Below are 25058 nucleotides of genomic sequence, written 5' to 3'. Positions count from 1 at the left end.
CCCCCACTGGTCCGGGTCCGGCTTTACTCCCCGCCGCGCCTTATTGACAGTGCCGCGACACGGGTCAACAGTCGCGCGTCATTTCAGGAGCATGGCCATGGACGATGACGAGCTGCCGCGCCGCCGCGACGATGTGCTGAGCGCGCTTATCCGTGAGCCGCTCGACCCGCTATCAGTCGATGAACTCGACGCGCGTGTCGCGGCGCTCGAAGCCGAAATCGAGCGCATCCGCGCGCACCGGGCCGCCGCCACGAGCCAGAAGGCCGCGGCCGAGGCGCTGTTCCGCAAGGGTTAGGCCGCCCTTCGCGCGCGTCCGCGCGGCGTCGGCGCCCTTGTCCCGATCAGCGTGTCGATATCGATCGCGGCGGCGAACTGGACCCCGGTGCGATTATCCGCCGACCAGCGCGCTTCGGCGTCGATCCGCAGGTCGGGTCCGAATGTCAGTGACATCCGCGTTCCCGGCGGCACGTTCCACAAGCCTTCGATCATCGCCCCGGACGGCGCAATGTTACGGACGATCGCTTCGTACCGATCGTCCCCGCTTTCGATATGGATGGTACGAAAAATCGCGAACCGCGGCGCGCGCGCGCTCTTGTACCCCTTGGCTTCGACGCGCCCGCCGCCGACGCGCAGCAGCGCCAGCACCTCGGCAAGCTCCATCGGCTCGCCATATATAAAGCCCTGGACATGGCTGCATCCGAGGTCGCGGATCAGCGCCAGGTCATCGTGCGTCTCGACCCCCTCGGCGGTCGTTTCCATATCGAGCGCACTCGCCAGCCCGACGATCGACGAAATAATCGCGGCATTCATGCTGCTTTTGTCGGCGGCGCCGAGCACGAAACTCTGGTCGATCTTGATCTTGTCGAACGGCGCCTTCTTCAAATAGCCGAGCGCCGAATATCCCGTGCCGAAATCGTCGAGCGCCAGCCGCACGCCGGTGCGTTTCAGCTTCTGGAACATCGCCAGATTTTCCGCGCTTTCGTCGAGGAAAACCCCCTCGGTGATTTCCAGTTCCAGCTGTTCGGGGCGGATGCCCGCACCCGACACCGCGCTCAGGATCGTCGCGGGCAGCTTTTCGTTCGCGAACTGGCGCGGCGAAACATTGACCGCGACGCGGTAGCCCGGCCCGAGCGCCGCGATTGTCGCGCAGGCGGTACGGATGATCCATTCGCCGATCGGGACGATCAGGTTCGATTCCTCGGCAATGGGGATGAATTTCGACGGGCTGATCGTCCCCGCGGTCGTATGATGCCAGCGAATGAGCGCCTCGAACCCCGAAATCCGCTCGCTCGCGACATCGACGATCGGCTGATAGAGAAGCTGCAATTCATCCTTCGCCAGCGCGTCGCGCAGCGCATCCTCGATCGCCTTGCGCTCGCTCGCCTGGCTGTGCATCGCATCGGCATAGAAACGATAAACGCCGCGCCCGGCGTCCTTGGCGGCATAAAGCGCAAGATCGGCGTTGCGCACCAGCGCCGAGGCGCCGACGCCTTCGCCGTCCGACACCGCGATGCCGATCGACGATCCGATCCGCACCTGCTCGCCCTCGATCGCAAAGGGTTGGGAGAGGCTGAGGATGATCGCATTCGCGATACCGGCGATTTTTTCGGGCTGGTTCAATTGCGGCAGCACGATCTGAAATTCGTCACCGCCGAGGCGCCCGACCTGTCCCTTATCGCCGACGATCTGCGTCAGCCGCCCCGCGACCTGGCGGAGCAGCTGATCGCCGACGGGGTGCCCCAGTGTGTCGTTCACCGCCTTGAACCGGTCGAGATCCATCAGCAGCAACGCGCACGGCTGCGGCTGGCCGACATGCGTGCGAAGCGCGCGTTCGAGCAGGTCGGTGATGTGCCGCCGGTTAGCAAGACCGGTGAGCGTGTCGTAGCGCGCGAGCTGGTTGATCTCGCGCTCCGATCGTTTCTGATCGGTGAGGTCGGTGCCGCTGCCGCGGAACCCCTGGAAATGGCCGAGCGCGTTGCCGATCGGGTGGCCCGAAATCGACCACCAGCGCTCTTCGCCAGGCACCGCCGCCTGCACCGTCAGCTCCTTGAACGGCGTGCGCGACGACAGGCTGAACCCCAGCGTCCGTTCCTCGCTCTCGTCATTGCCGATGCGTTTGCGGATGATGTCGGTAAAGGGCCTGCCCAGCAGCTCGTCGAGCGGGCGGCCCAGCCGCGCCGCGATGGTCGGCGAAATATAGACAAGCCGGCCGTCGCGGTCGGTTTCCCAGAACCAGCCGCGCCCCGCCCGCTCGAAATCGCGCATCAGGTTCAGCGCGCGCTGCTGGTCGCCCACCGCGCGCCGCGCCGCCGCCGTCACGCGGCGCTGGTGGCGGACATCCTCGCGCATCATCACGATCAGCAGCGCGAGGAACACCGCGCCCGCCAGGCCAAAGGACCATGATGCGACGCCGATCGCACCGCCGAGCGCCACCGCGCCCACGAAGATGAAAAACATCGGCCGGACGATCGCCGCAGCCGATGCGGCGACGAGGAGCGACCCGATCTGGATTGCGGTAAAGGCACCGAGATACGGGCCGTCGTCGGGCACCGCGAGCGCCGCGAACATCGCGGCGGCGTTAAGCAGCGTGCCGAGCGCCGCAAGCACCGCGCACAGCGGCGCGATCTGCCGGGCACGCGCCGCCAGCCCGGGTGCGGGCCGCCGCATCGCCTGCCCCGTCACCGCCAGCACCGCATCGCATAGCAGCCCCGCCGCCATCGCCAGCCACTGCGACGGCTGGTCGAGGAACCCAGCGATTCCGGGCAAGAAGGCAAAGGTCGCGAATGCCAGCAGCCGACCGATCAGCACATAATGCCACAATTTCGCGACGCGCAGCAGCTGCGCGACGAACTCGGGCGAATCGAACGGCGATTCGCGCGTTGTCGGCGGGCTCTCCGTTGGCCGAACGATGCTGCGCCGAACCCCCAATGCCTTGATCTTCTCCGCTTATTTGGTTGCGCAGTTCAGTGGGAGGAAGGGGTTTCCAAAACCTTACCGAAGGCCAACCGTTCACCGCATTCTGTGCCAAAACGGAAGGGGTTGGGTTTCGCTTCGCAACTTGTTATGCTTATCTTATGCCCGCCGTCCGCCTGTTCCCGCCCGACCGCTTTTTCGACCGCACCGAATGGTCGGCAATTACGCGCGCGTCGGCGTGGCGCGGCATCTGGATCGTCGCGCATGCCTGGATCGTCAGCATCGCGCTCGTCGGCCTCGCCGCCTGGTCGCAGAACCCGCTCGCCTGGGTGGCCGCAGTCATCTTTGTCGGCGGGCGTCAGCTCGGCCTCGCCATCCTGATGCACGACGCGGCGCACGGCGCGCTGCATCCCAACCGCAAGATCAACAACTTCCTCGGCCAGTGGCTGACGGGCGCCGCGGTCGGATCGGACCTCATCGCCTATCGCACCTATCACCTGCAGCATCACAAGTTCACGCAGCAACCCGAAGATCCCGACCTGTCGCTGTCAAAACCCTTTCCCACCACGCGCGCCAGCCTGTGGCGCAAGGTCGTGCGCGACCTCACCGGCCAGACGTTCTTCAAGCAGCGCATGGCGCAATTCGGCTTCGCGCTCGTCGGCCTCAAGGCCATGCTCCGCGGCGACGCGGCGCAAAAGGCAGGCGCGAGCACCAGGGCGGGAACGCCGTTCAACAAGCAGTCCGACGATGGCATGACGTCACCGACGATCGACGTCGCGGGCGCGATGGCGGTCACACGCGCGGTCGGGCGGTTCCTGATCGTTCAGGCGGTGCTGCTCGCCCTTTCGCTCGCACTCTATGGTTGGACGCCTTATCTGCTCTGGCTTGTCGCGCTCGCCACCACCTTCCAGCTGTATCTGCGCATCCGCAATATCGCCGAACATGCCTGCACCGCCACCGGCAGCGACGATCCTTTCAGCCACGCGCGCACCACCCGCGCGGGCTGGCTCGCGCGCGCGACGGTTGCGCCCTATTGGGTGAATTATCACGCCGAACATCATTTGTTCATGGGCGTGCCCTGCTATCGCCTGCCCCAGGTTCACGCCGCGCTCGGCCGCGCGGGCAAGCATGACGCGATGACGATCGCGCCCAGCTACGCCGCGGTGCTGCGACAGGTAACGGCCGCGGGCTGATCAGCCTTCCTGCACGAACCGCGCCCCGGCCCGATCCTTCACCGTCCGCGCGGGATCGAAAATCATCCCGTTCATCGCGACATAGACGCCGGGCGGCAATGTCTGCACCGCCGCCAGCGCAAAGCCGACGTTGAATTCGGCATCGCTCGCGCGCACCGACGCCGGCTGCATTGCCCCCGTCAACACGATCGTCTTGCCTTCGATGCCCGCGAGCACGCGCCCGGTGACGACCATTGTGTCGGTGCCGTGCGTCACGAGAATGCGCGTCGCATCGCTCGCCGCCACTGCAGCGCGGATCGCCTCGCGGTCGGCGTCGGTCAGCTCGAGGCTGTCCTTGCGCATCAGCTGCGTCACGCGGTGCGGCACATGGACATTATTTTCGCGCAGCATGTCGGGGATCGCCGCCGGGCCGATCTGAAACTCGCTCAGCGCGTCGAAATAGACTTTGTCGATCGTCCCGCCGGTGGTGAAAATGTCGATCATTGCTCGGCTTTCCGTTTCTTCACATCGTCATTGCGAGCGCAGCGAAGCAATCCGGAGCCTGCGTAAACCGCTCCCAATAACGCCGCCTTTCACGCCAACGCTTCCGCGATCAGCCGCCGCGTATTCTCCACCCCGAACAGCGCGATAAAGCTGCCCATGCGCGGCCCCGCGCTCGATCCCAGCAAGGTTTCGTACAGCGCCTTGAACCAGTCGCGCAGGCTTTCGAAGCCATGCGCCTCGTCCTTGCCGATTTCATAGACGATATTCTGGATGTCGTCGGCCGAGGCATCCATCGGCATCGCGGCCAGCCGCGCATCGAGCGCGCGCAGCGCCGCGACCTCGCCGCCCACGGGCTTGCGGCGCTTCAGCGTCGGCGCGACGAAATCGCGGTTATACGCCATCGCATTGTCGATCAGCCGGTCGAGCTCGGGATAAGTCGCCGCATCGGCGCCCGCGACATATTGGCCAAGGTACCGCCAGATCTGCTCCTTCGACGCATCGGCGCCCATCACCCCGACGAGGTTGAGCAGCAGGCCATAGGTCACCGGCAACACCGTCTCGGGCACATCCTGCCCGCGCGCGGCATGGACGTGATGCACGGGATTGCCCAGCTTCTTGTCGGGCTCCTGCGCCGGATAGGCGCCGCGCATCTGCAAATATTCGTCAACCGCCTTCGGCACGACGCCGATATGCAGCTGCTTCGCCGCCTTGGGCTCGCGATAGGCATAAAAGGCCAGGCTTTCCTCGCTGCCATAGGTCAGCCATTCCTCCATCGACAGGCCATTGCCCTTCGACTTGGAAATCTTCTCGCCCTTGTCGTCGAGGAACATCTCATAGATCAGCCCCTCGGGCTTGCGCCCGCCGAGCGCCTTGGCGATCTTGCCCGACTGCACGCCGCTGTCGGTCAGATCCTTGCCGTACATTTCGTAATCGACGCCCAGCGCGACCCAGCGCATCGCCCAGTCGACCTTCCACTGCAGCTTCGCCCCGCCGCCCAGGATGCTGTGCGTGATCGTCTCGCCGTCATCCTCGAACGACACCAGCCCCGCCTCGGCATCGACCACCGTCACCGGCACCTGCAACACGATGCCCGACTTGGGGCTCACCGGCAGGATCGGCGAATAGGTCGCGGCGCGCTCGGCGCGCAGCGTCGGCAGCATGATGTCGAGGATGTCCTGATTGTGGCGCAGCACATTCTTCAGCGCCGCGTCGAACGCCCCCGACCGATAGCGCTCGGTCGAGCTGACGAACTCATAATCGAACCCGAACCGGTCGAGGAATTCGCGCAGCATCGCATTATTATGGTGCGCAAAGCTCTCATATTTGCCGAAGGGATCGGGAATCGCGGTCAGCGGTCGCCCCAGATGCTCGCGCAGCATATCGCCGTTCGGGACATTGTCGGGCACCTTGCGCAGCCCGTCCATATCGTCGCTGAACGCGACCAGCCGCGTCGCCGCACCGCCGGTCAGCGTTTCATAGGCGCGGCGCACCATCGTCGTGCGCAGCACTTCGTTGAAGGTGCCGATGTGCGGCAGCCCCGACGGGCCATAGCCCGTTTCGAACAGCACAGCTTCGCCGCCGGGCTTGCCCTCCGGATAGCGCTTGACCAGCTTGCGCGCTTCCTCGAACGGCCAGGCCTTGGACGTTTGCGCGGGCTCGCGCAGCGATGGATGAAGGTGCAGGTCGGTCATGCCGCGCCCATAGCGGCAAGCGCGGGGGAATCGAAAGGCAAAATTGCCACACCGCCAGCGATCATCGTTACCGGAAAATTTACCATGATCGGCGTAGCATCGCGCCATGACCAGCACCCCAACCCCCACGCTGCGCAGCCATCAGCGCACTTCCGTCGCCATCGACGTCACCGTCAATGGCGTGCTGAACCTTGTCGAGGGCCGGATCACCGACCTGTCCGAGGGCGGCGCCCGGATCGACGGCGCATCGATGCCTGTGCGCTCGCGCTGTGAAATCCATTACGGCGGGCAGGTCGTCTATGCCGTCGTGATGTGGTCCGAAATCGACCGCATGGGCGTGCGCTTTCCCTATGAACTCACCCACGGCCCGCTTTACACCGCGCTCGACCGCGCCCGCACCGCGGCGATGGTCGATCCGGCGCGAATTTTCCAAAGCCAGCGCCCCGTCACCTTCGGTCGCCGCGGTTTGATCTGAAGCGCAGCCCTCCCTGCTCCCCACAATCGTCATCCCGGCGAAGGCCGGGATCTCGCCGCCTGCGTCATCGCGCGAGGGTGAGATTCCGGCCGTCGCCGGAATGACGGACAAGGGGAGCGCTGCTCGCGCCGTCGCTATTCCGCCTCGGTGCTGAGCCCAAGCTCGGGAATCCCGATCGACCGCCGCCCGCCGAAATCGGCGCGTACGACAATCGCGCCCTGTTTCTCCATATAGTCGATCAGGCGGCGGATACGCCCCGGCGAGCGGCTGCCATAGGCGCGGCCGAGCGCCTCGTCGTCGGGGCACGGCGTGCCCTCCATCGCCGCGCGCGCGATCTGCAGAAAGGGCGCGACCATGTCGGGCGGCAGGCGGTCGGCAACCGCAAGCGCGCCCTGCCAGCGCGGCTCGGCGGGGTCGAACACGCCCCCCTTCGCCAGCGCAAAGCGGCGGCGAAAGGCGGCGAGGTCGAGCGGCACTTTCCGCAGCTTCGCCATCCGGCAGCGCACCGAAAAATCCTGAAACAGCATCGCTTCGGGCTGAAAGGCGCTATCGGGATCGTCCAGCATCGCCTCCAGCGTGGCGATCACAACCGCATCGGTCTCCTCGGCCTCGGCCGCCGCTTCGACGATGTCGAGCACCGGCGGCGTAGCCGCGTCGGTGTGTAGCGGCTCGCTCGCCGCGATCCGTTCGAGCAGCTCGCCTGCCGCGACGGGCTCGGGTTCGGCCGCGACGGCCCGCGGCGCTGCGGGAACCTCTTCCTCGGCAAAGAGCATCGACCGCATATCGTCACCGTCCGCGGCGGGCAGCGGCATCAGGCTGTGCGTCCCCATCCGCGTCGCCGTCCGCGTCGCGCCGATGCGGATCGACAGCGGGCGGCGCGAGATCGCGGGGCCCAACCCCAGGAAATGCCCGCGCTCCAGATCGCGGATCGCCTCCGCCTGCCGCCGCTCCATGCCGAGCAGGTCGGCCGCGCGCGCCATGTCGATGTCGAGGAAGGTGCGCCCCATCAGGAAATTGCTCGCCTCGGCGGCGACATTCTTGGCCAGCTTCGCCAGCCGCTGCGTCGCGATCGCGCCCGCCAAACCCCGTTTCCGCCCGCGGCACATCAAATTGGTCATCGCCGACAGGCTCGCGCGGCGCACGGTGTCGGACACGTCGCCCGACGCCGACGGCGCGAACATCTGCGCCTCGTCGACCACCACCAGCGCCGGAAACCAATGCTCGCGCGGCGCGTCGAACAGCGCATTGAGGAACGCGGCGGCGCAGGTCATCTGCGCCTCGATGTCGAGCGACTCGAGGCTGAGGACGATCGAAGCGCGATGTTCGCGAATCCGCGCGCCCATCGCCGCAATCTCGCGCTCATTATAATCGCCGCCGTTGATGACGACATGGCTGTATTCGTCGGCCAGCGTCACGAAATCGCCCTCGGGATCGATGACGACCTGCTGCACCAGCGCGGCGCTTTCCTCGAGGATGCGGCGCAGCAGGTGCGACTTGCCCGACCCCGAATTGCCCTGCACCAGCAGGCGCGTCGCGAGCAGTTCCTGCACGTCGATACGCACGCCCTGCCCCGCCGCGTCGGTTCCGATCTCGATGCTGGTCTTCACCCGCGCTGCCCTATCGGCGCCCCCGGCGGATGACAACCGCGTGCCGCCGCACCCGGTCCGATTTTTGCCGCACGCCTTGCCTTTCCACGCGATCCGCCCAAAAGACCCCCATGGATTTCGATGACCAGCTCCGCCGCTATTTCGGCACCGCCGACCTTGGCGCGATCCACCCCGAGGCGCGCGCCGTGGGCACCGAGCGGATGCGCGTCGATTTCGGGCTGGAAACCAACCCCGGCCGCCGCTTTGCGCTGTGGGCGCTGATGTACATGCTCGGCGACGCCCCCGACCTCGACGTGGCCTTCAAGAATGAAAGCGAACGCGACGCCGCGCGCGATTTCATGGACCTGATTGACCGCGCGGGCGGGGAATAGCGCGCCCCTATACGTACATCCCCTCGCGCAGATTGATGCCATATTCCAGCCAAGCCTTGAGCGCGCAGAGCATCTGCGCCCAGCCCTGGCAATTGCCATAGGACGCACCGAGCGCCGCCTGATTTTCGCGCCAGCCTTCCTCGGCGATCTCGACCAGCGTGCGCCCGTCGTCCAGCGCCTTGAAACTCATCGTCACGCGCGTGCGATAATCGGCATCGGTCAGCTCGCCGCCCTCGACATTGGGCGCCTCACCTTCGCTCGCCTGCCATTCGAGGACGATGCGCTCGTCCTTCACCACCTCGATCACATAGACCGGAAAGGCGCCGGGAAAATCGGCAAAGTCCCATGTCACCGTCGCGCCGGTCTCCAGCCGCCCCTTGGCGCCCCCGGTGGTGAAATAGGCGGACAGGTTCGCGGGGTCGGCGACCGCCTCGAACACTTCGCCCACCGGCTTCGCGATCCGCGCCGCGACCCTGAATTTCAGTTCCATGCCTCATTCTCCGCTTGAGTCGCGGATCATTATGTTATATTTTTACAACATGTCAATTCACGGCGAATATGATGCGGTTTTCAAGGCGCTGGCTTCGCCCGTGCGGCGGCAGATTTTGGACGATCTCAAGGATCAGCCGCTGACCACCGGGGCGATCTGCGCCCATTTTGCCGACATGGACCGCTGCACGGTGATGCAGCATCTCAAAGTGCTGGAGGATGCCGGGCTGGTCATCGCCGAACGCCGCGGCCGCGAACGCTGGAACCACCTCAATGCGATGCCGATCCAGGACATCCACGACCGCTGGATCGGCCCCCACGCCGCGGCAGCATCGGCGCGGCTCGCGCGGTTCAAGCAGGCGGTGGAGGCGGGCAAAGCGTAGCCGGGAACCGCGGGATGCGGCCGAAATTGCAATATCTATCATCGTCATCCCGGCGAAGGCCGGGATCTCACCCTAGCGGTTTGGCGCACCGGCGAGATCCCGGCCTTCGCCGGGATGACGAATAAGGAGGGTCAGCTGTCCACCCCCAACCCGCCATTCCCACCAACAAAAAAGGGCCGGGAAGTCCCCTCCCCGGCCTCGTCATGTCTACCCGCGGCGTCTTACCACCCTTGCGGCTTGCCCTTGTTCTGCTGGTCGAGCCACGCCTTCAGCGGCGCGAAATAATCGGCCATCGCCTTGCCCGACATCTCGCGCTTGCCGGTGAAGGCCTGGAGCGCGTCGGGCCACGGCTTCGACGCCCCCATCTCGAGCATCGCGTTCAGCTTCGCGCCGACGGCCTTGTTGCCGTAGAAGGAACAGCGGTGGAGCGGCCCCTTCCACCCCGCCTGCTTGCACGCCGCCTCGTAAAACTGGAACTGCAGCACGCGCGCGAGGAAATAGCGGGTGTAGGGGGTGTTGCCCGGAATGTGGAACTTGGCCCCCGCGTCGAACGCATCGGCGGGGCGGGCGCCCGGCGGGACGATGCCCTGATACTGGGTGCGCATGTCGGTCCACGCCTTGTTGTAATCGGCGGGCTGGATCGTCCCGTCGAACACGCCCCAGCGCCAGCGGTCGATGAGCAGGCCGAACGGCAGGAAGGCGACCTTGTCCATCGCCTGCCGCAGCAGCAGGCCAATGTCCTTGTCGGCGCTCGGCACCTGCGCCTTGTCGAGCAGGCCGATGTCGACCAGATATTGCGGCGTGATCGACAGCGCGACGAAATCGCCGATCGCTTCATGGAAGCCGTCGTTGGCCCCGTTCAGGTAAAGGAACGGCTGGTCCTTATAGGCGCGCTGGTAATAATTATGGCCGAGCTCGTGGTGGATCGTGACGAAATCGTCGGCATTCACCTTGATGCACATCTTGATGCGGATGTCGTCCTTGTTGTCGATGTCCCACGCGGAGGCGTGACAGACGACTTCGCGGTCGGCGGGCTTGGTGAACATGCTGCGCTTCCAGAAGGTGTCGGGCAGCGGCGCCATGCCGAGCGACGAATAGAAATTCTCGCCGATCTTGACCATGTCGAGCGGCGACTTGCCCTGCGCGGTGAGCAGCTCGCCGATGTCATACCCCAGGTCGCCCGTTCCCGGCGGCGCGACGAGCGGATAGATATTGCCCCATTCCTGCGCCCACATATTGCCGAGCAGGTCGGCGCGGATCGGCCCGGTCTTGGGCTGCACCGCGTCGCCATATTTCTCGTTGAGCTTCCAGCGGACATAGGTGTGGAGCGCGACATACAGCGGCTTCATGTCCTGCCAGATTTTCTCGGTCAGCTTGGCAAACTCTTCGGGAGGCATGTCGTATCCCGACCGCCACATCGCGCCCGTGTCGGCAAAGCCCAGCTCCTTCGCACCTTCGTTCGCGATGCCGACCATGCGGACATAGTCCTGCTTCATCGGTGCGCCGACATTGTCGTGCCAGCTCGTCCACATTTCGGCGAGCTCGGCGGGCGTGCGTTCCAGATTGCCCATCTCGGCCTCGATGTCCGAACCCGAAATTTCCTTGCCGTTCAGCGTGCCGCGGCCCTTGCCATATTGCGACTGCAGGTCGGTGGCGATGTTGTTCAGTTCGGTCGCGGCGCCGGGCGTCGTCGGCGCGGGCAGCACCAATCCGGTGCGCAATATCGTGAGCTTGCGCTTCGTTTCGGCGCTCAGCCCCGAAACCTCGCTATATTTCGCGGCTTCCAGCGCATATTTCACCGCCTTTTCGGTGCCGACCGCGTTGATCCGCGCCGCCATCGCATCGGTGTCTTCGGTCAGATAGGTCGAATTGACCCAGTTCACCTGGCTTGCCTCGACCGTATAGTCGAACAGGTCTTTCTCCGCCGCGGCGATAAAGGCTTCGGCGTCGGCAGCAGTGGGGGCAGCAGTGGGGGCGGCGGCGGGCGCCGTCTGCGCAAAGGCGGGGGTCGCCACCGCGAGCGACAGGGCAAGCGACAGCGTCGAAATCATGGCTTTCATGGGGTGCGTCCTCTGGATCTTCCGGTTGCGCTCTCTGGCGCGATGGGTCCAGCTTGGCGCGCCCCGCGCGCGCGGTCAACCCGTCAGGAACGCCGCGATCGCCTCGCCCAACTCGGGCTCGGTCACGCTCGACATATGCGTCCCCGGAATCGTTGAGAGCCGCGCATCGGCCAGCGCCGCGACCAGCTCCTCGGCCGATCCATTGTCCTGATCCTGCTCGCCGCACACGACGAGCACCGGCATCGTCAGCGCCGCCAGCGCCTCGGGCGGCGTGTCGGTAAAGCTTTCCAGCAAATGCCCCGCGGCGATGCGGTCGACCTTCATCGTCTTCATGAACTGGATCGACAGCCAGGTGTCGTCGCCGCGCTTCGCGGTCTCATATTCGGCGATCGCGCGCTTGAAAAAGGCGCCGCGCCGCTGCCACCCGGCGAGCCCCGCGAGCCCCATGCCGCCCAGGATCAGCCGACGCGGCGCCAACCCCGCGACGACCGCGCGCACGCTGGTCCGCGCACCGAGCGAAAAGCCGCCAAGGTCGAAATCGGTCAGGCCCAGGTGCGCAACCAGATCCTCCAGGTCGCGCACCAGCACATCGGGCGGATAAAATTCTTCCTCGTGCGGGGCGTCGCTCGATCCATGGACCCGCAGGTCGGGCATGATGACGCGGTAGCCTTCGGCCGCGATGCGCGCCGCGGTCCCGAACTTGATCCAGTTGACCTCGCCGCTCGAAAACAGGCCGTGGAGCATCACGACCGGCCGGCCCTCTCCCGTTTCGCGCCACGCCAACCGCACGCCGTCGCGCGCCTCGAAAAATTGGGGGTCAGTCGTCATAGCTTCGCCTTACCCGCTTCACCGGAACGCGCGCAACCGGGCAAGGGCGGGCGGCCGACAAAGAGCGTCCCGACTTCGCTCGATCCCAGCGGACAGCGGGATGATCGAAAACGGCCGATTGCGGACATAATATCCTCCCTGTGGCGCAGCCATGGGGAGGGGGACCGCGCCCGAAGGGCGTGGTGGAGAGGCCGCGACGGTAGCGCCAAAGCCCCTCCGTCAGCGCTTCGCGCTGCCACCTCCCCATCGCTGCGCGACAGGGAGGATATTTCATCATCGTCACCCCGGACTTGATCCGGGGTCTATGACGGCCGCGTTGCTATGAACCCCGGATCAAGTCCGGGATGACGAATGTCTGGAAAAGACCGGGAGCGGACATAAGGAAAAGCCAGCCCCTCCCCTTCAGGGGAGGGGCAACGAAGACTTGGCAGCTTGCTGCCTAGTCGTAGTGGGGTGGGGGCTATCGGCCTCGCGCAAGGCCGATAGCCCCCACCCCAACCCCTCCCCTAAAGGGGAGGGGCTCCAGTTGCGTCGAACGCCCGCTCACCACCCCAAAATCGCCGCCACCGAACCACGTCAGCACCCCCGGCCATACCTCGGCTGCAGCCCCTTCTGCTCGATTCGCCAATCTCATTGTCGAGCGCCGCGGCATCGTCGACCGCCTCGACGTCAAGCTCGGCAAGGGTCAGCCCGCGCCGCGCTGCGCCGACCGCCTAGGCTAAACAACCCGCGACCGGCTCATTGACGATCTGGACCGAACCATCGGCCATATTCGTCACGAAAAGCGCTTCTTCGGTTTCGTCGCAAACGCCGACGCATGTTCCCGCCGAGGTCCAGGCTCCCGATTGTCCGACCGCAACAAAATTATCGGACGGGCCGACGGCGTTCGCCACGATGACCGCCATTCCATATTGCTTGGCGATGGCGGGATAGTGGGTGAGCGCCTTCCTCATGCCGCCTGATGGTTTTGCCACCGACGCAAGATAGATATTCGCGCCGCGTTTGCTTGCAGCCTCTGCGTGACCGGCCTGCACCGACTCATAACAAATCGCGGGAGCCAGGCGCATGTCGCCATACGAAATGATCAGGTCGCGCTTTCCGCCCGAGAAAAAGGGCAGCTCATCCTCGTGTAGAATCTGTTTTGAATAGGTTTCGACCCGTCCATCTGCGTGCCAAATGATCATGCCGATCTCGGGCTTGCCGTCGGTCTTCAACGGCATTCCAGCGCAGACAGTCAACGCCAGCTCTTGCGCGCACAATCTCAGCGGCTCAAAATGCTCATCGTCGGCATCGGTCTGCAAGGCTTCGGCTAAGTCCGGCTCATATCCTGAAAGCGATAACTCCGGGAAGACAAGAAGGCCCGCGCCCCGACGTTTCGCCTCTTCAGCGAACTGGACATGCCTGCGCACATTGAGCGCTACCTTGCCCGCCTGGCTCTGGAACTGTGCGGCTGCGATGATCATAAAGAACGCACTTTCAAGCTATTAAGCGACAATAGAGCGTTATTTGCGCCTAAGCAAACCCAACATGGACCAGCCGCTGCCCGCCCAAAAATCCCTCATCAACGCCAAGCCGAGAAGGATAAGGATCGCGCCCAGCCCTACCGCACCCGCAGCCCCTTCTGCTCCATCCGCCACTTCGCCATCTCGATCCGGTCCTGCCCGAAAAAGGGTTCGCCCTCGAACACCAGGGTCGGCACCCCCCAATGGCCTGCGATCTCCAGCGCGACCTGGTTGCCCGCGATCTCATTGTCGAGCGCGGCAGCATCGTCGACCGCCTCGACGTCGAGTTCGGCAAGGCTCAGCCCCGCGCGCCGCGCCGCGCCGGCGAGATGGTCGCCGAGATGCCAGTCGACCGCGCCGCCCCAGATCAGCTGGCCGACCTCATGCGCAAAGCCCAGCCCCTTGCCGCGCCGCGCCGCCGCCTGTCCCATCCGGGTAAGGCGATAGATATAGGGCTGCTCGGCGGCGATTGCGCGCGTCGTCACATTCTGGACGATCGGGTCGGGGCGCGGCGGGCCGAACGGAATGCCGTGGAACTGCGCGACGCGGATCATGTCGCGCATCGTATAGCTCAGCCAATTGGGATGGTTGCGCTCGAAAAAAATCGGGCTGGCGGATCGCGAGCGGATAGACGGGGCGCAGCTTGATCGTCACGTCGTGGCTCGCGGCGAGCGCGCGATAGCGGCCGATGGCAAGATAGCTGTACGGCGAGCGAAAAGACCAGAAAAGGTCGGCGGTCAGAGTCATCGGCGCATCCTGCCAAAAAAATGACGTCATGCAAGCATTGTAAAGAAAATTTACACCATATTCGAGATGTTTGCCAATCCCGCACGGTGGTTGAATATAGTAGCAATTGCTATTATATTTTATGCCATGACGGAAACGATCGGCTTTATCCTCAACGATACCGCGCGGCTCTATCGCCGCGCCTTCAACGCACGCGCGCGGGACAGCGGCATCACCGCGCTGCAATGGCGGCTCATCACCTACCTCAAACGGCACGAGGGCATCCGGCAGGGCCCGCTCGCCGATCTGATCGAGGTCGAACCGATCACCCTGTCGCGCATGGTCGACCGGCTGGTCGAGGCGGAGCTGGTCGAGCGCCGCGCCGACCCCGCCGACCGCCGCGCGTGGCAGCTTTACCTGACCGCGCGCGCCGCCGAGTTGCTCGGCGGCATCCGCCCCGCCGTCGAGGCACTGAACGACGAGGCGCTCGAAGGGCTGAGCGCGGATGAACGCGACCGGCTCCTCGGCCTGGTCGAGCGCGTGCGCGCCAACCTGTCGCGCCGCGTCTGCGCGAAAGAAGCGGAACCCGCCTGATGGACCAGATCGCCCCCACCCGCGCCGACGCCGAAGCCGCCGCGCCACCGAAAGCCGTGCCCAAAGCCGACCCCGTGCCGCCCCCCGCTGCCGAAGCCGCGGCAAAGCCCGGCTGGCGCACGCGCCTCCTCATGTTCGGCCTGCCCGCGCTCCTCGTCGCGGGCGGCGCGGGCTGGTGGCTGCTGAGCGGCGGGTCGGTCTCGACCGACAATGCCTATGTCCAGATGGACAAGGTCTCGGTGGCCGCCGAAGTCGGCGGGCGCATCACCGAGGTTGCCGTGCGCGATGGGCAGCAAGTCGCCAAGGGCCAGCTGCTGTTCCGTATCGACAGCGAACCCTATGCGCTCAGCGTCGCGCAAGCGACCGCCGCGATCGACGCCGCCGAGGTCGAGGTCGGCAATCTGTCGGCCAGCGCCAATACCTCCAGTGTCGACATCGCCGCGGCGCGCGAGGATGTGAAGTTCGCGCAGGTCAATTTCGACCGGCAGGCAGCGCTGATGGAAAAGGGCTTCACGACGCGCGCCGCTTATGATGCGTCGCGCCACGCGCTTGCGCAGGCGCGCGAGCGCGTCCGTCAGGCCGAAGCGGCTGCAGTGGAAGCGCGCACCAAACTCGCCGCGGGTCCGTCGAGCGGGGTCAATCCGGAGGTGCAGGCCGCGCGCGTCCAGCGCTCGCAGGCCGAGGTCAATCTCGCGCGCACCACCGTCCGCGCGCCCGGCGCGGGCCGCGTCGCCCAAGCCGACCGGCTGCAGGTCGGGCAGACGATGGTTGCGGGACTGCCCGCGCTGACGCTTGTCGACACCGGGCATCCGTGGGTCGAGGCGAATTTCAAGGAAACCGACCTTGCCGACATGCGCGTCGGCCAGCGCGCCGAAATCCGCTTCGACGCCTATCCGCGGCTCAAGGTCCGCGGTCATGTGCTGACGATCGGCGCGGGCACCGGCAGCGAATTTTCGGTGCTTCCGGCACAGAACGCCACCGGCAACTGGGTCAAGGTGACGCAGCGCGTCCCCGTGCGCATCGCCTTCGACGAAAAACCCGCGCGCGACATGATCGCCGGGCTGTCGGCGGACGTGACGGTGTTTACGAAGTAGCGGGGTGCGCGTCTCGTCCAACACCGATCGATCCTCCCTGTCGCGAAGCGATGGGGAGGTGGCAGCGCGAAGCGCTGACGGAGGGGCTTTTGCGCGGACGTTGCCGCCCCTCCACCACCGCCTGCGGCGGCGGTCCCCCTCCCCACCGCTGCGCGGCAGGGAGGATCCTGTCTAGCCATGGCCTCCCGCTCCCTCCCCCGCCGTCCCGCCGCCGCCGCGCTCCCCGCCGACGACAGCATCCCGCTCCACCAACGCATCCGCTACCGCGGGCTGCTCACCGTCGCCGTCATGGGCGCGTCGATCATGCAGATCCTCGACACGACGATCGCCAACGTCGCGATCCCGCATATGCAGTCGGCGCTCGGCGCGACGAGCGAGACGGTGACGTGGGTGCTCACCAGCTATATCCTCGCCAGCGCGATCGCGATGCCGATCACCGGCTGGCTCGCCGACCGCATCGGGCGGCGCGAGCTCTTCCTCGCCGCTGTCACCGGCTTCATCGTCGCGTCGATGGCGTGCGGCGCGGCGCAATCGCTCGAACAGATGATCGCCTTCCGCTTCCTCCAGGGCGTTTTCGCTGCATTCATCGGCCCGCTGTCGCAGTCGGTGATGCTCGACATCAACCCGCCCGAGCGCCATGCGCGCGCAATGTCGATCTGGGGCATGGGGATCATGATCGGCCCCATTCTCGGCCCCGTGCTCGGCGGCTGGCTGACCGAACAGGCGAACTGGCGCTGGGTTTTCTACGTCAACCTGCCCGTCGGGCTCGTCACCCTCGCGCTGATGTGGGCGCTGCTTCCCGCGATGCGCCGGACACGCCGCAAGTTCGACCTCTTCGGCTTTTCGATGCTCGCATTGGGGCTCGCCGCGCTGCAACTGATGCTCGACCGCGGCGCGCATCTCGACTGGTTCGACAGCATCGAGATCTGGATCGAACTCGGCGTCGCGGTCGCGTGCCTGTGGATCTTCTTCGTCCATCTGTTCACCGCGCGCGCGCCCTTGTTCAGCCGCGCAATGCTCGCCGACCGCAACCTCGTCACCGCGATGGGCTTCATGATCGTCATCGGCATCGTCATGTTTGCGTCGATGGCGCTGTTGCCGCCGATGCTGCAAAATCTGTTTGGCTGGCCGGTGATCGACACCGGGCTGGTGCTCGCGGTGCGCGGCATCGGCATCCTCGCGAGCATGTGGGTCGCGGGGCAATTGCTGGGCAAGGTCGACGCGCGCTGGCTCGTCGGCACCGGCCTCGCCATCGCCGCCTTCTCGCTGTGGCAGATGAGCCACTGGTCGCTCGCCATGGGGATGCAGCCGGTGATTATCAGCGGGCTGGTGCAGGGGCTCGGCATGGGGCTGATCTTCATTCCGCTGAACACCATGGCCTTCGCGACGATCGCACCGCAGCACCGCACCGACGGGTCGAGCCTGCTCAACCTGCTGCGCAGCCTCGGTGCCTCGGTCGGCATCTCGGTCGTCACGACCCTGCTCGGCGCGAATATCCAGACGAGCCATCAGGATATTGCCGCGCATGTCACCAACAGCTCGGTCGCGCTCCTCGACCCCTCGACCGCCGACCGCTTCGGTATCGTCGGCGACAGTGCGCTGGCGATGCTCGATGCGGAGATCAACCGGCAGGCGGCGATGGTCGCCTATATCGACGATTTCTGGGCGATGATGTGGGTGACGGCGCTTTCGGTCCCCCTCGTCCTCCTGCTCCGCCCGCCCAAAGCCGGCGCGCCCAGGGCATCGGCCGCCGACATGGGGCATTAGCAGCCCATTTGCATCGCGCCGCCAATCATCCTAAAAAAGCGCCCCTCAACCGCAACGGAGTCCCCGCCATGGATCGCAACCTGACCGCAACGCCGCCCCGCCTTGCCGCCAGGAAAGCCCTTGTCCATGCCTTCGATCACCCTTGCCGACCTCAGCTGGTCCACGCCTGACGGCCGCGCCGTCCTCTCGAACCTAGACATTCAGTTCCAGCCCGAACGCACCGGCATCGTCGGGCGCAACGGTGTCGGCAAATCGACGCTGCTGCGCCTCCTGACCGGCGAGCTTGCCCCCGCCGGCGGCCATATCGCCATCGACGGCCGCGTCGCGATGCTGCGCCAGACGGTACAGGTCGACGCCGCCGCAACCATCGCCGACCTTTTCGGCGCCACCGACGGACTCGCGCTGCTGCGCAAGGCCGAGGCGGGCACCGCGACCGCCGACGAACTCGCGCGCGCCGACTGGACGCTCGAAGCCCGGCTCGACGCCGCCCTTGCCGCGATCGGCCTAGCCGTACCCGCCGACGCCCCGCTCGCGCACCTCTCGGGCGGCCAGCGCACGCGCGCTGCGCTCGCGGGCACGATGTTCGCCGCGCCCGACTTTCTCCTCCTCGACGAGCCCACCAACAACCTCGACCGCGAAGGGCGCGCGATCGTGCGCCGGCTCCTCCGCGGCTGGCGCGGCGGCGCGATCGTCGTCAGCCACGACCGCGAACTGCTCGAGGAAATGGACGCGATCGTCAAACTCTCCGCCACCGGCGCGGCACGCTATGGCGGCGGCTGGAGCGCATATCGTGCGCGCAAGGCGGTCGAGCAAGCGGCGGCCGAAGCCGATCTCGCGAACGCCGAAAAGCGTATCGACTCCGCACGGCAACAAGCGCAGACCGCGCATGAAAAACAGGATCGTCGCGACAAACGCGGGCGCGCCAAGGGTGCGCGCGGCGACCTGCCGCGAATCCTCACGGGCGCTCTCAAACGCCGCGCGGAAGAAACGCGCGCCGCGGCCCGTCGCCTCGCCGATCGCCAGCGCGCCGACGCCGCAGCCGAACTCGCCGCTGCCCGCGCACGCGTTGAGACCGCCGATCCGTTGTCGGCCGGCCTGCCATCGACGGGTCTGCCCATGTCGCGCACCGTGCTCGTGCTCGATCGCGTCACCGCGGGTTATGGCGCCGCGCCCCCGGTGATCGACAATCTCTCGCTCACCGTCACCGGCCCCGAACGGATCGCGATAACCGGCCCCAACGGTTCAGGAAAATCCACCCTGCTCGCGCTCGTCGCCGGGACGCTCGCACCATGGTCGGGACAAGTCCGCGTCGGCGTCCCGCTCGCGCTGCTCGACCAGCGCGTCAACCTCCTCGACCCCGCGCGCTCGATCGCCGCCAATTTACTCGCGCGCAATCCGGGCACGACGAACAATCAATGCCGCGCCGCACTCGCGCGCTTCGGCTTTCGCGCCGACGCCGCCGATCGCATCGCCGGCACGCTCAGCGGCGGCCAGCTGCTCCGCGCCGGGCTCGCCTGCGTCCTCGGCGCGCCGCAGCCACCGCAACTGCTGATCCTCGACGAGCCGGGCAACCACCTCGACATCGATTCGCTCGCCGCGATCGAAAGCGGGCTCGCCGCCTATGACGGCGCGCTGCTCGTCGTTAGCCACGACGGCATGTTTCTCGATGCGATCGGGATCGACCGCACGGTCGCTCTGGGTGCCGGCACCGCCCGCCGGGATACGGCCGATCCCTGATTTACATCGCCGATGGCCTGTTCAGCCCTCGCCCTTGGCATGGCGCGCGATCAGCGCGGCGATCTTCGGGATATGCGCCGCCGGAAGTTCATGGCCGACCCCTGCCAGCTCGGCGATGTGCGCATCGGCTATGCCCGCCGCCAGCGCGCGGCCATTTTCGATGGGCAGCACCGGGTCATCCTGTCCGTGGATGACAAGCGTCGGCTGTGCGATCCGGCGATATGCCCCCGCCCATTCCTGTCGCGCCTCCACCGTCGCATGGTTGAACATGCTGGCGGGGCTGGCGGTCCGCGACAGGGCCCGGCGCGCCTGCGCGTGCGATGCGGCGGCGTCGAAACGATGCCCCGGCCCGCAGCTGAGCGCGTCGATGCCGACCAGAAAATCCTCGACCGCCGCTGCGTCGGTCCAGTCGAGCGTCTCCAGCGCGGCAAAATGCGTCATGAATTCGGGCGCGATATGCGGCAGCGGGTCGCCATCCCACCCCAGCGGCTCGGACGCGATCAGCGTCAGCGTTGCGACGCGCGCCGGGTGATCGACCGCGATCATCTGGCCGATATAGCCGCCCAGCGACATGCCGACGAGGTGCGCGTGACCCAGGCCCAGGCCATCCAATATCGCCACGACGTCGGCCGCCATATCCTCGACCGCATAATCAGCCTCGCCGGGCGGGACCGTGGTCGACCGGCCGGTATCGCGATGGTCGAAGCGGACGACGCGAAATCCATGACGCGCCAGATCGATGCACAGGCCATCGGGCCACCCGATCATCGAGGCGGTCGCGCCCATGATCAGGACAATCGCCGGGTCATCGGCTTCGCCGAACTCCTCGGTCGCCAATATCATGTCCCGATGGACGACCTGCCCGTTGTTCCTGCGTATCATTGCCGCGACCCACTCCCGACTCAATATAACCTACGCGTAGGTTATATTGAGTCGGGAGTGGCGTTCAAGGCTTTTCCGGCGCCATTTCGGCAATCGCCCAGCGCAGGCGCGCAAGGATGAAATCGGCCAGCCCCGACTGTGCGGGATCGGCCACCCACTGCATCGTCGCCCCGGCGATGATGGCATGAATATGCCCGGCAAAACCCACGGGGTCGCTGTGGAAAGCGGCGCGCTCCGCAATCGCCTGCTGGACCAGCCGATAGCGTTCGGCGGCGCGCGCGCGCAGCGCCGGATCGCGCGCCTCGAGCGCCGCGATCGCGACATGGGCCGAAAACCCGGCCCCTTCGCCCATGCTGTTGACGATGGTTTCGACGAACGCGCGAAAAGCCGCGGGGCCGGACTCGGACGGCATCCCGTCAAGCCACAGCCGGGTTTGCTCGACCTGAAAATCGGCCATGCGCAGCAATATCGCCTGGCGATCGCCGAACCGCTGGATCAGCGTCGCGCGCGACAGCTTCACGCGGTCGGCGATGTCGGTGATCGTGAACGACGGCCCCTTTTCCGCCAGCATCGCCAGCGCCGCCTCGATAACCTCGGCATCGGAAATGGTCTTGGGGCGCGGCATCGATTCTCCATCCGGTCGGCGTTTCAAGGCCGCTGAGGGACCTGTCGTCGATCAGCGATAGCCGAAAATGGTTCGGCGGATGAAGCAATTTACCCGCGCGACCGGGCGGCGCGCTTCGCAGGAAAGGGTCAAGTCAGCCCGCCGCCGCCGCCAGCTCGGGCCGCGACGAATGCGCCGGCATTACCGCGTCGGCATAATCGCTTTCATATTTGCCGATCAGCGCGCGGTCGTCGTGGTTCCACGGGTGAAAACCCGGCATGAAATAGGACAGCCACGGCAGAAAGCTTTTGCGCAGCACGCCGGGCGATCCGAGCAGATACCACCAGATGCGCGCCGTGACGCGCCAGCCGGTCAGCCCGTCCTGCTTGAGCAGCGCCTTCATCCCCTTCACCCGCTTGGGCCAGAAACGCGTGGTGACGAGCAGCATCATGATAGACTTGGCGCGCCAGCGCCGAAACCGGCTCCAGTCCTTCGTCGCGTGCAGCCAGGTGTCGTACGCGACGCCCTTATGCTCGATTTCCTCGATCGCGTGCCATTTCCACAGCGCCGCCCATTCGGGCTCGGCGCCCGCATACATCCTGTCCTCGCGCAGCATCACCGCGGCCATCATCGCGGTATAATGTTCGAGCGCGATCGTCGCCATCAGGTTGACGATCGGCGGGCGCGCCTTGATCAGCTCCATCACCTCATCGACATCGGCTTCGAGTTCGGACAGGTCGTACCCCGCCTCGGCCGCCTTTTTGTTGAACACGACATGCTCGCGGCTGTGGATCACTTCCTGCTGGGTAAAGGCGCGGATTTCGCGCGCCAGCTTGTCGGGAACGCCGCCCCGGTGCGCCTTCACCGCCTCGATGAACATCGCCTCGCCCTTGGGAAAGGTGACCGACAGCGCGGTGTGAAAGGCCGAGGCAATCGGATCGCCGTTAAGCCACCAACGGCCCTGCTTGTCGTCGCGGCCGAACCGCATATCGCGCGGGGTGATCGACAGATCGGCGGGGGTCGGCGACCGGGAAAGGCTGGACATATGGCATTTACCGTCGAAAAGGGGTGACGGGGCTAGCAATAGGGTTTAATTTACACAAATGTCAATAGTGAAGAAGCGTCTCAGTCCCGAGGAAAGCCGTTCGGCGGCGCTCGAGGCGGCGCGTCATATCCTCATCGAAATGGGGCCGGCGGCGGTGACGCTGAAGGCCGTGGCGGCGCGGATCGACCGTACCCACGCCAATTTGCTCCACCATTTTGGCAGCGCCGCGGGGCTGCAAAAGGCGCTCGCCGCCTATCAGGCCGAAACCGTGTGCGAAACGATCGGCAAAAAAATGGCCGAATCGCCGCCGGACGAGCGCAATGTGCGCGAGATCGTCGACCTCGCCTTCGACGCCTTCAACAGCGGCGGCGCGGGCGCGCTCGCGACATGGATGGCGGCGACGGGCAACGACGACGCGCTCGACCCGATCGTCGAGGCGATCCACCGCCTGATCGACGGCATGGCGCCCGATGCCGACGAAAAGCGGCTGATGCACGAAGACACGCTCGCGCTCGTCCTGATGGCGCTCGGCGACGCCCAGCTCGGCGGCCCGATGGCCGAAGCCCTCGGCCTCCCCCGCGACACCGCCCGCGTCCTCGCCACCGAACTCATCACCGGCCGCATCGCGAAATTCTGGGCCGACCATGGGGGCAAGGCGGGGAGCTGACGCGCTGGTTGAGGGGCGGCGGCGAACCGAAGCCGCGCAGCGCCCCGCAATTCCAACCCGCCGCGTGCCTCCGCGAAGCTTCGTGCCCTGCGAAGGCAGGGGCCCATCACCCGCCATAGCCTTCGACACCACCGGCCGCTCCGAGTGCCAGTCCCGAAGATGGGCCCTGTCTCCGCAGGGGCACGGCATGGGGCAAAAGCCGGATGACGCTTAGCCTGTAACTCCACGCCCCCGTCATCCCGGCGAAGGCCGGGATCTCGCCCTATCGCCTAAGCACCGAGACGGAATGCCGGCCCACGCGCTCACCTGCGCGAATTCGTCATAGAACTCTCGAAACACGACGCGACGATGTGGGAAGGCGTTTTCACGAAAGCGCGAAGTGTTGAGAATTAATTCAACCCTCGACCTGAATCTTGCACCCGCAGAAATCGCTCAATGCATAAAATGCAAGCATGAGGGCCAATAGCCCGATCAAACTCGGATCAAGCGTCATTGCAATGACGCCGGCTGCAACGGCACCGCCCAACCAGGAAGCCAGAAGTTTTGCCGTTTCCAGTCTGCCGAGCCTTCGCAATTTTTCGCAAAATTCGAATTCGACACAGACGGACGCATGCAAACCTTCCTTTCCTCCAGCAAAACCGGCGGCCAGTTTGTCCAAAGCCCTGCGCGCAACATTGGGGAGTTTTGCAATCGCCACGGCCTGCGCGGCGGTCCCATCGCCCATGTCCACGGACTCATACTCATCGCTATGGATCAAATCTTGGAAAAACGGATCGGCAGTGACATCCAAGGCAAGTATTTCTTCCTGCTCATACTCTTCAAGATTGCGCATCTACCCCTCCTGCAATGTAAACTCGATCGGGCCTGAATAATTTCAGGCTTCGATAATGCCAATAGGCGGTGCCTACCTGGCAAGTAAAATCCGTTCCTCCTCGAAAGCCGAGTCCAGCGTGTGCAGAACAGACATTGTTTCAATGCGCCCTACGAGCCGCCCTTCGGCTGCTCGCCATCATCCAGCCCAAGGGATTGCAGGCTGTCGCCTGATCGCCCCATACCGCTCCCACCCCCGAATTAGGATGACGCCACAATGCCCTGACAAGGAACGCGTGGCGTTCATCCGTGATCTTGGAACACCGCGGACCATGGCAGGAGTGCGGCTTGTTGCGAACTGCGGCGGCGATTTTGAAGTTCGGGGGCGGCGCACCTGTCACCGTAATTTAAGCGCAAGCTAAAAGTGCGAGCAAGTGGCGAGACCGTTCGCCGCCGCAAACGTTACTGCCACTCTAGCCCAGCCGTCTCGAACATGAACTGCTGCCGACCCTGCTGGTAGAATTCGGCTTCGATAATCACCTTCTTGGCCTTTTTCAGATTTGCGAGAAACCCCGACTCATTGCGGATGAAAGCAACATCCGAACTGCCGTCACTCGCGCCATCGCATCCATAATTTTTGATCGGCTGATCGTCGAACTTCACAGAGATATGACCGTCATTGTAACTGCGACAAAGGATCTGCCCGCTATCCACGCTGAATATGATGTTAAGTCCATCAGTCGGGCGCTTGCGGACGTCGAGGTGTCCGCTCGCCGTTCCATAGGGGAATTCAAGATTCACTTCATTAGAACTGGTGAGCCGCGCGGTTCGGGTGATCGTTCCACGCATCTCATCGGTTTGCTCATCATAGCTCCATTTCGATTGGGCAGCCTTTGGCACGACATCTGCGGCGGCGACGCTCTCGACAGACTTTTCTTCAGGTGTCGTCACCACTGCTTGTTCCGATCCCGTCTTGGGATCAGCAAACGAGCCAACAAGAATCAAAGACACGAATGCGGCGAGGGCAAAGTGCCACCGCTTCAAATCGCCGATGTAGGGTTTGAAAACTCCGACGACCGCCGCCAAAAATACAAGCGCAAACAATCCAGACACATTCGACCCCGAATATTGATATCG

Annotated in this window: 23 protein-coding genes and 1 pseudogene; 10 read left to right on the top strand and 14 right to left on the bottom strand. The window is 65.3% G+C overall.

Annotation, left to right across the window (positions count from 1 at the left end):
• Window positions 1-97 precede the first annotated feature (97 nt).
• On the top strand, window positions 98-295 hold the full coding sequence (locus tag VSX77_RS09530; RefSeq protein ID WP_338424369.1) for a DUF1192 domain-containing protein: 198 nt from the start codon (window positions 98-100) through the stop codon (window positions 293-295).
• Here the strand turns inward: VSX77_RS09530 and VSX77_RS09525 are convergent.
• On the bottom strand, window positions 292-2928 hold the full coding sequence (locus tag VSX77_RS09525; RefSeq protein WP_338424368.1) for an EAL domain-containing protein: 2637 nt from the start codon (window positions 2926-2928) through the stop codon (window positions 292-294). The genes VSX77_RS09530 and VSX77_RS09525 overlap by 4 nt on opposite strands.
• A 146-nt stretch (window positions 2929-3074) precedes the next feature.
• Here VSX77_RS09525 and VSX77_RS09520 point away from each other — a divergent pair, with 146 nt between their 5' ends.
• Window positions 3075-4106: a fatty acid desaturase family protein gene (locus tag VSX77_RS09520; RefSeq protein ID WP_338424367.1), complete on the top strand. Its 1032-nt coding sequence runs from the start codon at window positions 3075-3077 to the stop codon at window positions 4104-4106.
• Here the strand turns inward: VSX77_RS09520 and VSX77_RS09515 are convergent, their stop codons facing one another.
• Together VSX77_RS09515 and VSX77_RS09510 are read right to left on the bottom strand one after the other, a co-directional pair.
• Window positions 4107-4589 carry an asparaginase domain-containing protein gene (locus tag VSX77_RS09515; RefSeq protein ID WP_338424366.1) on the bottom strand — a complete coding sequence of 161 codons (483 nt, stop codon included), beginning with the start codon at window positions 4587-4589 and terminating at the stop codon, window positions 4107-4109. It lies immediately after the preceding gene.
• 89 nt (window positions 4590-4678) lie between these two features.
• On the bottom strand, window positions 4679-6280 hold the full coding sequence (locus VSX77_RS09510) for a lysine--tRNA ligase (protein WP_338424365.1): 1602 nt from the start codon (window positions 6278-6280) through the stop codon (window positions 4679-4681).
• Window positions 6281-6386: 106 nt separating this feature from the next.
• On the opposite strand from VSX77_RS09510, the gene VSX77_RS09505 reads away from it, so the two are divergent.
• Window positions 6387-6755 (top strand): PilZ domain-containing protein, encoded by a 369-nt coding sequence (locus tag VSX77_RS09505; RefSeq protein ID WP_338424364.1) that lies wholly within the window; start codon window positions 6387-6389, stop codon window positions 6753-6755.
• Window positions 6756-6889: 134 nt separating this feature from the next.
• Here VSX77_RS09505 and VSX77_RS09500 read toward each other — a convergent pair whose 3' ends face one another.
• The gene (locus VSX77_RS09500) at window positions 6890-8362 is read right to left on the bottom strand and encodes an ATP-binding protein (RefSeq protein ID WP_338424363.1); all 1473 of its coding nucleotides are present in this window, start codon (window positions 8360-8362) and stop codon (window positions 6890-6892) included.
• Window positions 8363-8472: 110 nt separating this feature from the next.
• On the opposite strand from VSX77_RS09500, the gene VSX77_RS09495 reads away from it, so the two are divergent.
• Window positions 8473-8733, top strand: coding sequence for a hypothetical protein (locus VSX77_RS09495; protein ID WP_338424362.1), 261 nt, complete (start codon window positions 8473-8475; stop codon window positions 8731-8733).
• Window positions 8734-8740: 7 nt separating this feature from the next.
• Here VSX77_RS09495 and VSX77_RS09490 read toward each other — a convergent pair whose 3' ends face one another.
• Window positions 8741-9223 (bottom strand): SRPBCC family protein, encoded by a 483-nt coding sequence (locus VSX77_RS09490; protein ID WP_338424361.1) that lies wholly within the window; start codon window positions 9221-9223, stop codon window positions 8741-8743.
• Window positions 9224-9272: 49 nt separating this feature from the next.
• On the opposite strand from VSX77_RS09490, the gene VSX77_RS09485 reads away from it, so the two are divergent.
• A complete protein-coding gene (locus VSX77_RS09485) occupies window positions 9273-9605 on the top strand; it encodes an ArsR/SmtB family transcription factor (RefSeq protein ID WP_338424360.1) in 333 nt (110 codons plus the stop codon).
• Window positions 9606-9826: 221 nt separating this feature from the next.
• Here the strand turns inward: VSX77_RS09485 and VSX77_RS09480 are convergent, their stop codons facing one another.
• The 4 genes and pseudogenes from VSX77_RS09480 to VSX77_RS09465 form a co-directional block, all read right to left on the bottom strand.
• Complete coding sequence (locus VSX77_RS09480) at window positions 9827-11665, bottom strand: M2 family metallopeptidase (RefSeq protein ID WP_338424359.1); 1839 nt, start codon at window positions 11663-11665, stop codon at window positions 9827-9829.
• 75 nt (window positions 11666-11740) lie between these two features.
• Window positions 11741-12493: an alpha/beta fold hydrolase gene (locus VSX77_RS09475; protein ID WP_338424358.1), complete on the bottom strand. Its 753-nt coding sequence runs from the start codon at window positions 12491-12493 to the stop codon at window positions 11741-11743.
• Window positions 12494-13206: 713 nt separating this feature from the next.
• Window positions 13207-13956: a carbon-nitrogen hydrolase family protein gene (locus tag VSX77_RS09470; protein WP_338424357.1), complete on the bottom strand. Its 750-nt coding sequence runs from the start codon at window positions 13954-13956 to the stop codon at window positions 13207-13209.
• Window positions 13957-14093: 137 nt separating this feature from the next.
• Window positions 14094-14742, bottom strand: a pseudogene (locus tag VSX77_RS09465) (2-hydroxychromene-2-carboxylate isomerase).
• Between the two features lie 126 nt (window positions 14743-14868).
• On the opposite strand from VSX77_RS09465, the gene VSX77_RS09460 reads away from it, so the two are divergent.
• From VSX77_RS09460 to VSX77_RS09445, 4 genes are all read left to right on the top strand, one after another.
• Window positions 14869-15315, top strand: coding sequence for a MarR family winged helix-turn-helix transcriptional regulator (locus VSX77_RS09460; protein ID WP_338424355.1), 447 nt, complete (start codon window positions 14869-14871; stop codon window positions 15313-15315).
• Window positions 15315-16409 (top strand): HlyD family secretion protein, encoded by a 1095-nt coding sequence (locus VSX77_RS09455; RefSeq protein WP_338424354.1) that lies wholly within the window; start codon window positions 15315-15317, stop codon window positions 16407-16409. The genes VSX77_RS09460 and VSX77_RS09455 overlap by 1 nt, the downstream gene beginning before the upstream one ends.
• Before the next feature lie 177 nt (window positions 16410-16586).
• Window positions 16587-18176: an MDR family MFS transporter gene (locus VSX77_RS09450; protein WP_338424353.1), complete on the top strand. Its 1590-nt coding sequence runs from the start codon at window positions 16587-16589 to the stop codon at window positions 18174-18176.
• A gap of 126 nt (window positions 18177-18302) precedes the next feature.
• On the top strand, window positions 18303-19913 hold the full coding sequence (locus VSX77_RS09445) for an ABC-F family ATP-binding cassette domain-containing protein (protein WP_338424352.1): 1611 nt from the start codon (window positions 18303-18305) through the stop codon (window positions 19911-19913).
• Window positions 19914-19934: 21 nt separating this feature from the next.
• On the opposite strand, the gene VSX77_RS09440 is transcribed toward VSX77_RS09445, so the two are convergent.
• From VSX77_RS09440 to VSX77_RS09430, 3 genes are all read right to left on the bottom strand, one after another.
• Window positions 19935-20795: an alpha/beta fold hydrolase gene (locus tag VSX77_RS09440; RefSeq protein WP_338424351.1), complete on the bottom strand. Its 861-nt coding sequence runs from the start codon at window positions 20793-20795 to the stop codon at window positions 19935-19937.
• Window positions 20796-20859: 64 nt separating this feature from the next.
• On the bottom strand, window positions 20860-21420 hold the full coding sequence (locus tag VSX77_RS09435; RefSeq protein WP_338424350.1) for a TetR/AcrR family transcriptional regulator: 561 nt from the start codon (window positions 21418-21420) through the stop codon (window positions 20860-20862).
• A 133-nt stretch (window positions 21421-21553) separates the two neighbouring features.
• Window positions 21554-22444 (bottom strand): metal-dependent hydrolase, encoded by an 891-nt coding sequence (locus VSX77_RS09430; protein WP_338424349.1) that lies wholly within the window; start codon window positions 22442-22444, stop codon window positions 21554-21556.
• 58 nt (window positions 22445-22502) lie between these two features.
• On the opposite strand from VSX77_RS09430, the gene VSX77_RS09425 reads away from it, so the two are divergent.
• Window positions 22503-23111 carry a TetR/AcrR family transcriptional regulator gene (locus VSX77_RS09425; protein WP_338424348.1) on the top strand — a complete coding sequence of 203 codons (609 nt, stop codon included), beginning with the start codon at window positions 22503-22505 and terminating at the stop codon, window positions 23109-23111.
• Between the two features lie 394 nt (window positions 23112-23505).
• On the opposite strand, the gene VSX77_RS09420 is transcribed toward VSX77_RS09425, so the two are convergent.
• Both VSX77_RS09420 and VSX77_RS09415 read right to left on the bottom strand, forming a co-directional pair.
• Complete coding sequence (locus VSX77_RS09420; RefSeq protein ID WP_338424347.1) at window positions 23506-23943, bottom strand: hypothetical protein; 438 nt, start codon at window positions 23941-23943, stop codon at window positions 23506-23508.
• Window positions 23944-24383: 440 nt separating this feature from the next.
• Window positions 24384-25034 carry a hypothetical protein gene (locus tag VSX77_RS09415; RefSeq protein ID WP_338424346.1) on the bottom strand — a complete coding sequence of 217 codons (651 nt, stop codon included), beginning with the start codon at window positions 25032-25034 and terminating at the stop codon, window positions 24384-24386.
• Window positions 25035-25058 lie beyond the last annotated feature (24 nt).

This window comes from Sphingopyxis sp. TUF1 (genome assembly GCF_036687315.1).
GTDB lineage: Bacteria > Pseudomonadota > Alphaproteobacteria > Sphingomonadales > Sphingomonadaceae > Sphingopyxis > Sphingopyxis kveilinensis.
The sequence above is the reverse complement of the archived record's forward strand: the minus strand, read 5'-3'. Positions and strand labels throughout refer to the sequence as shown.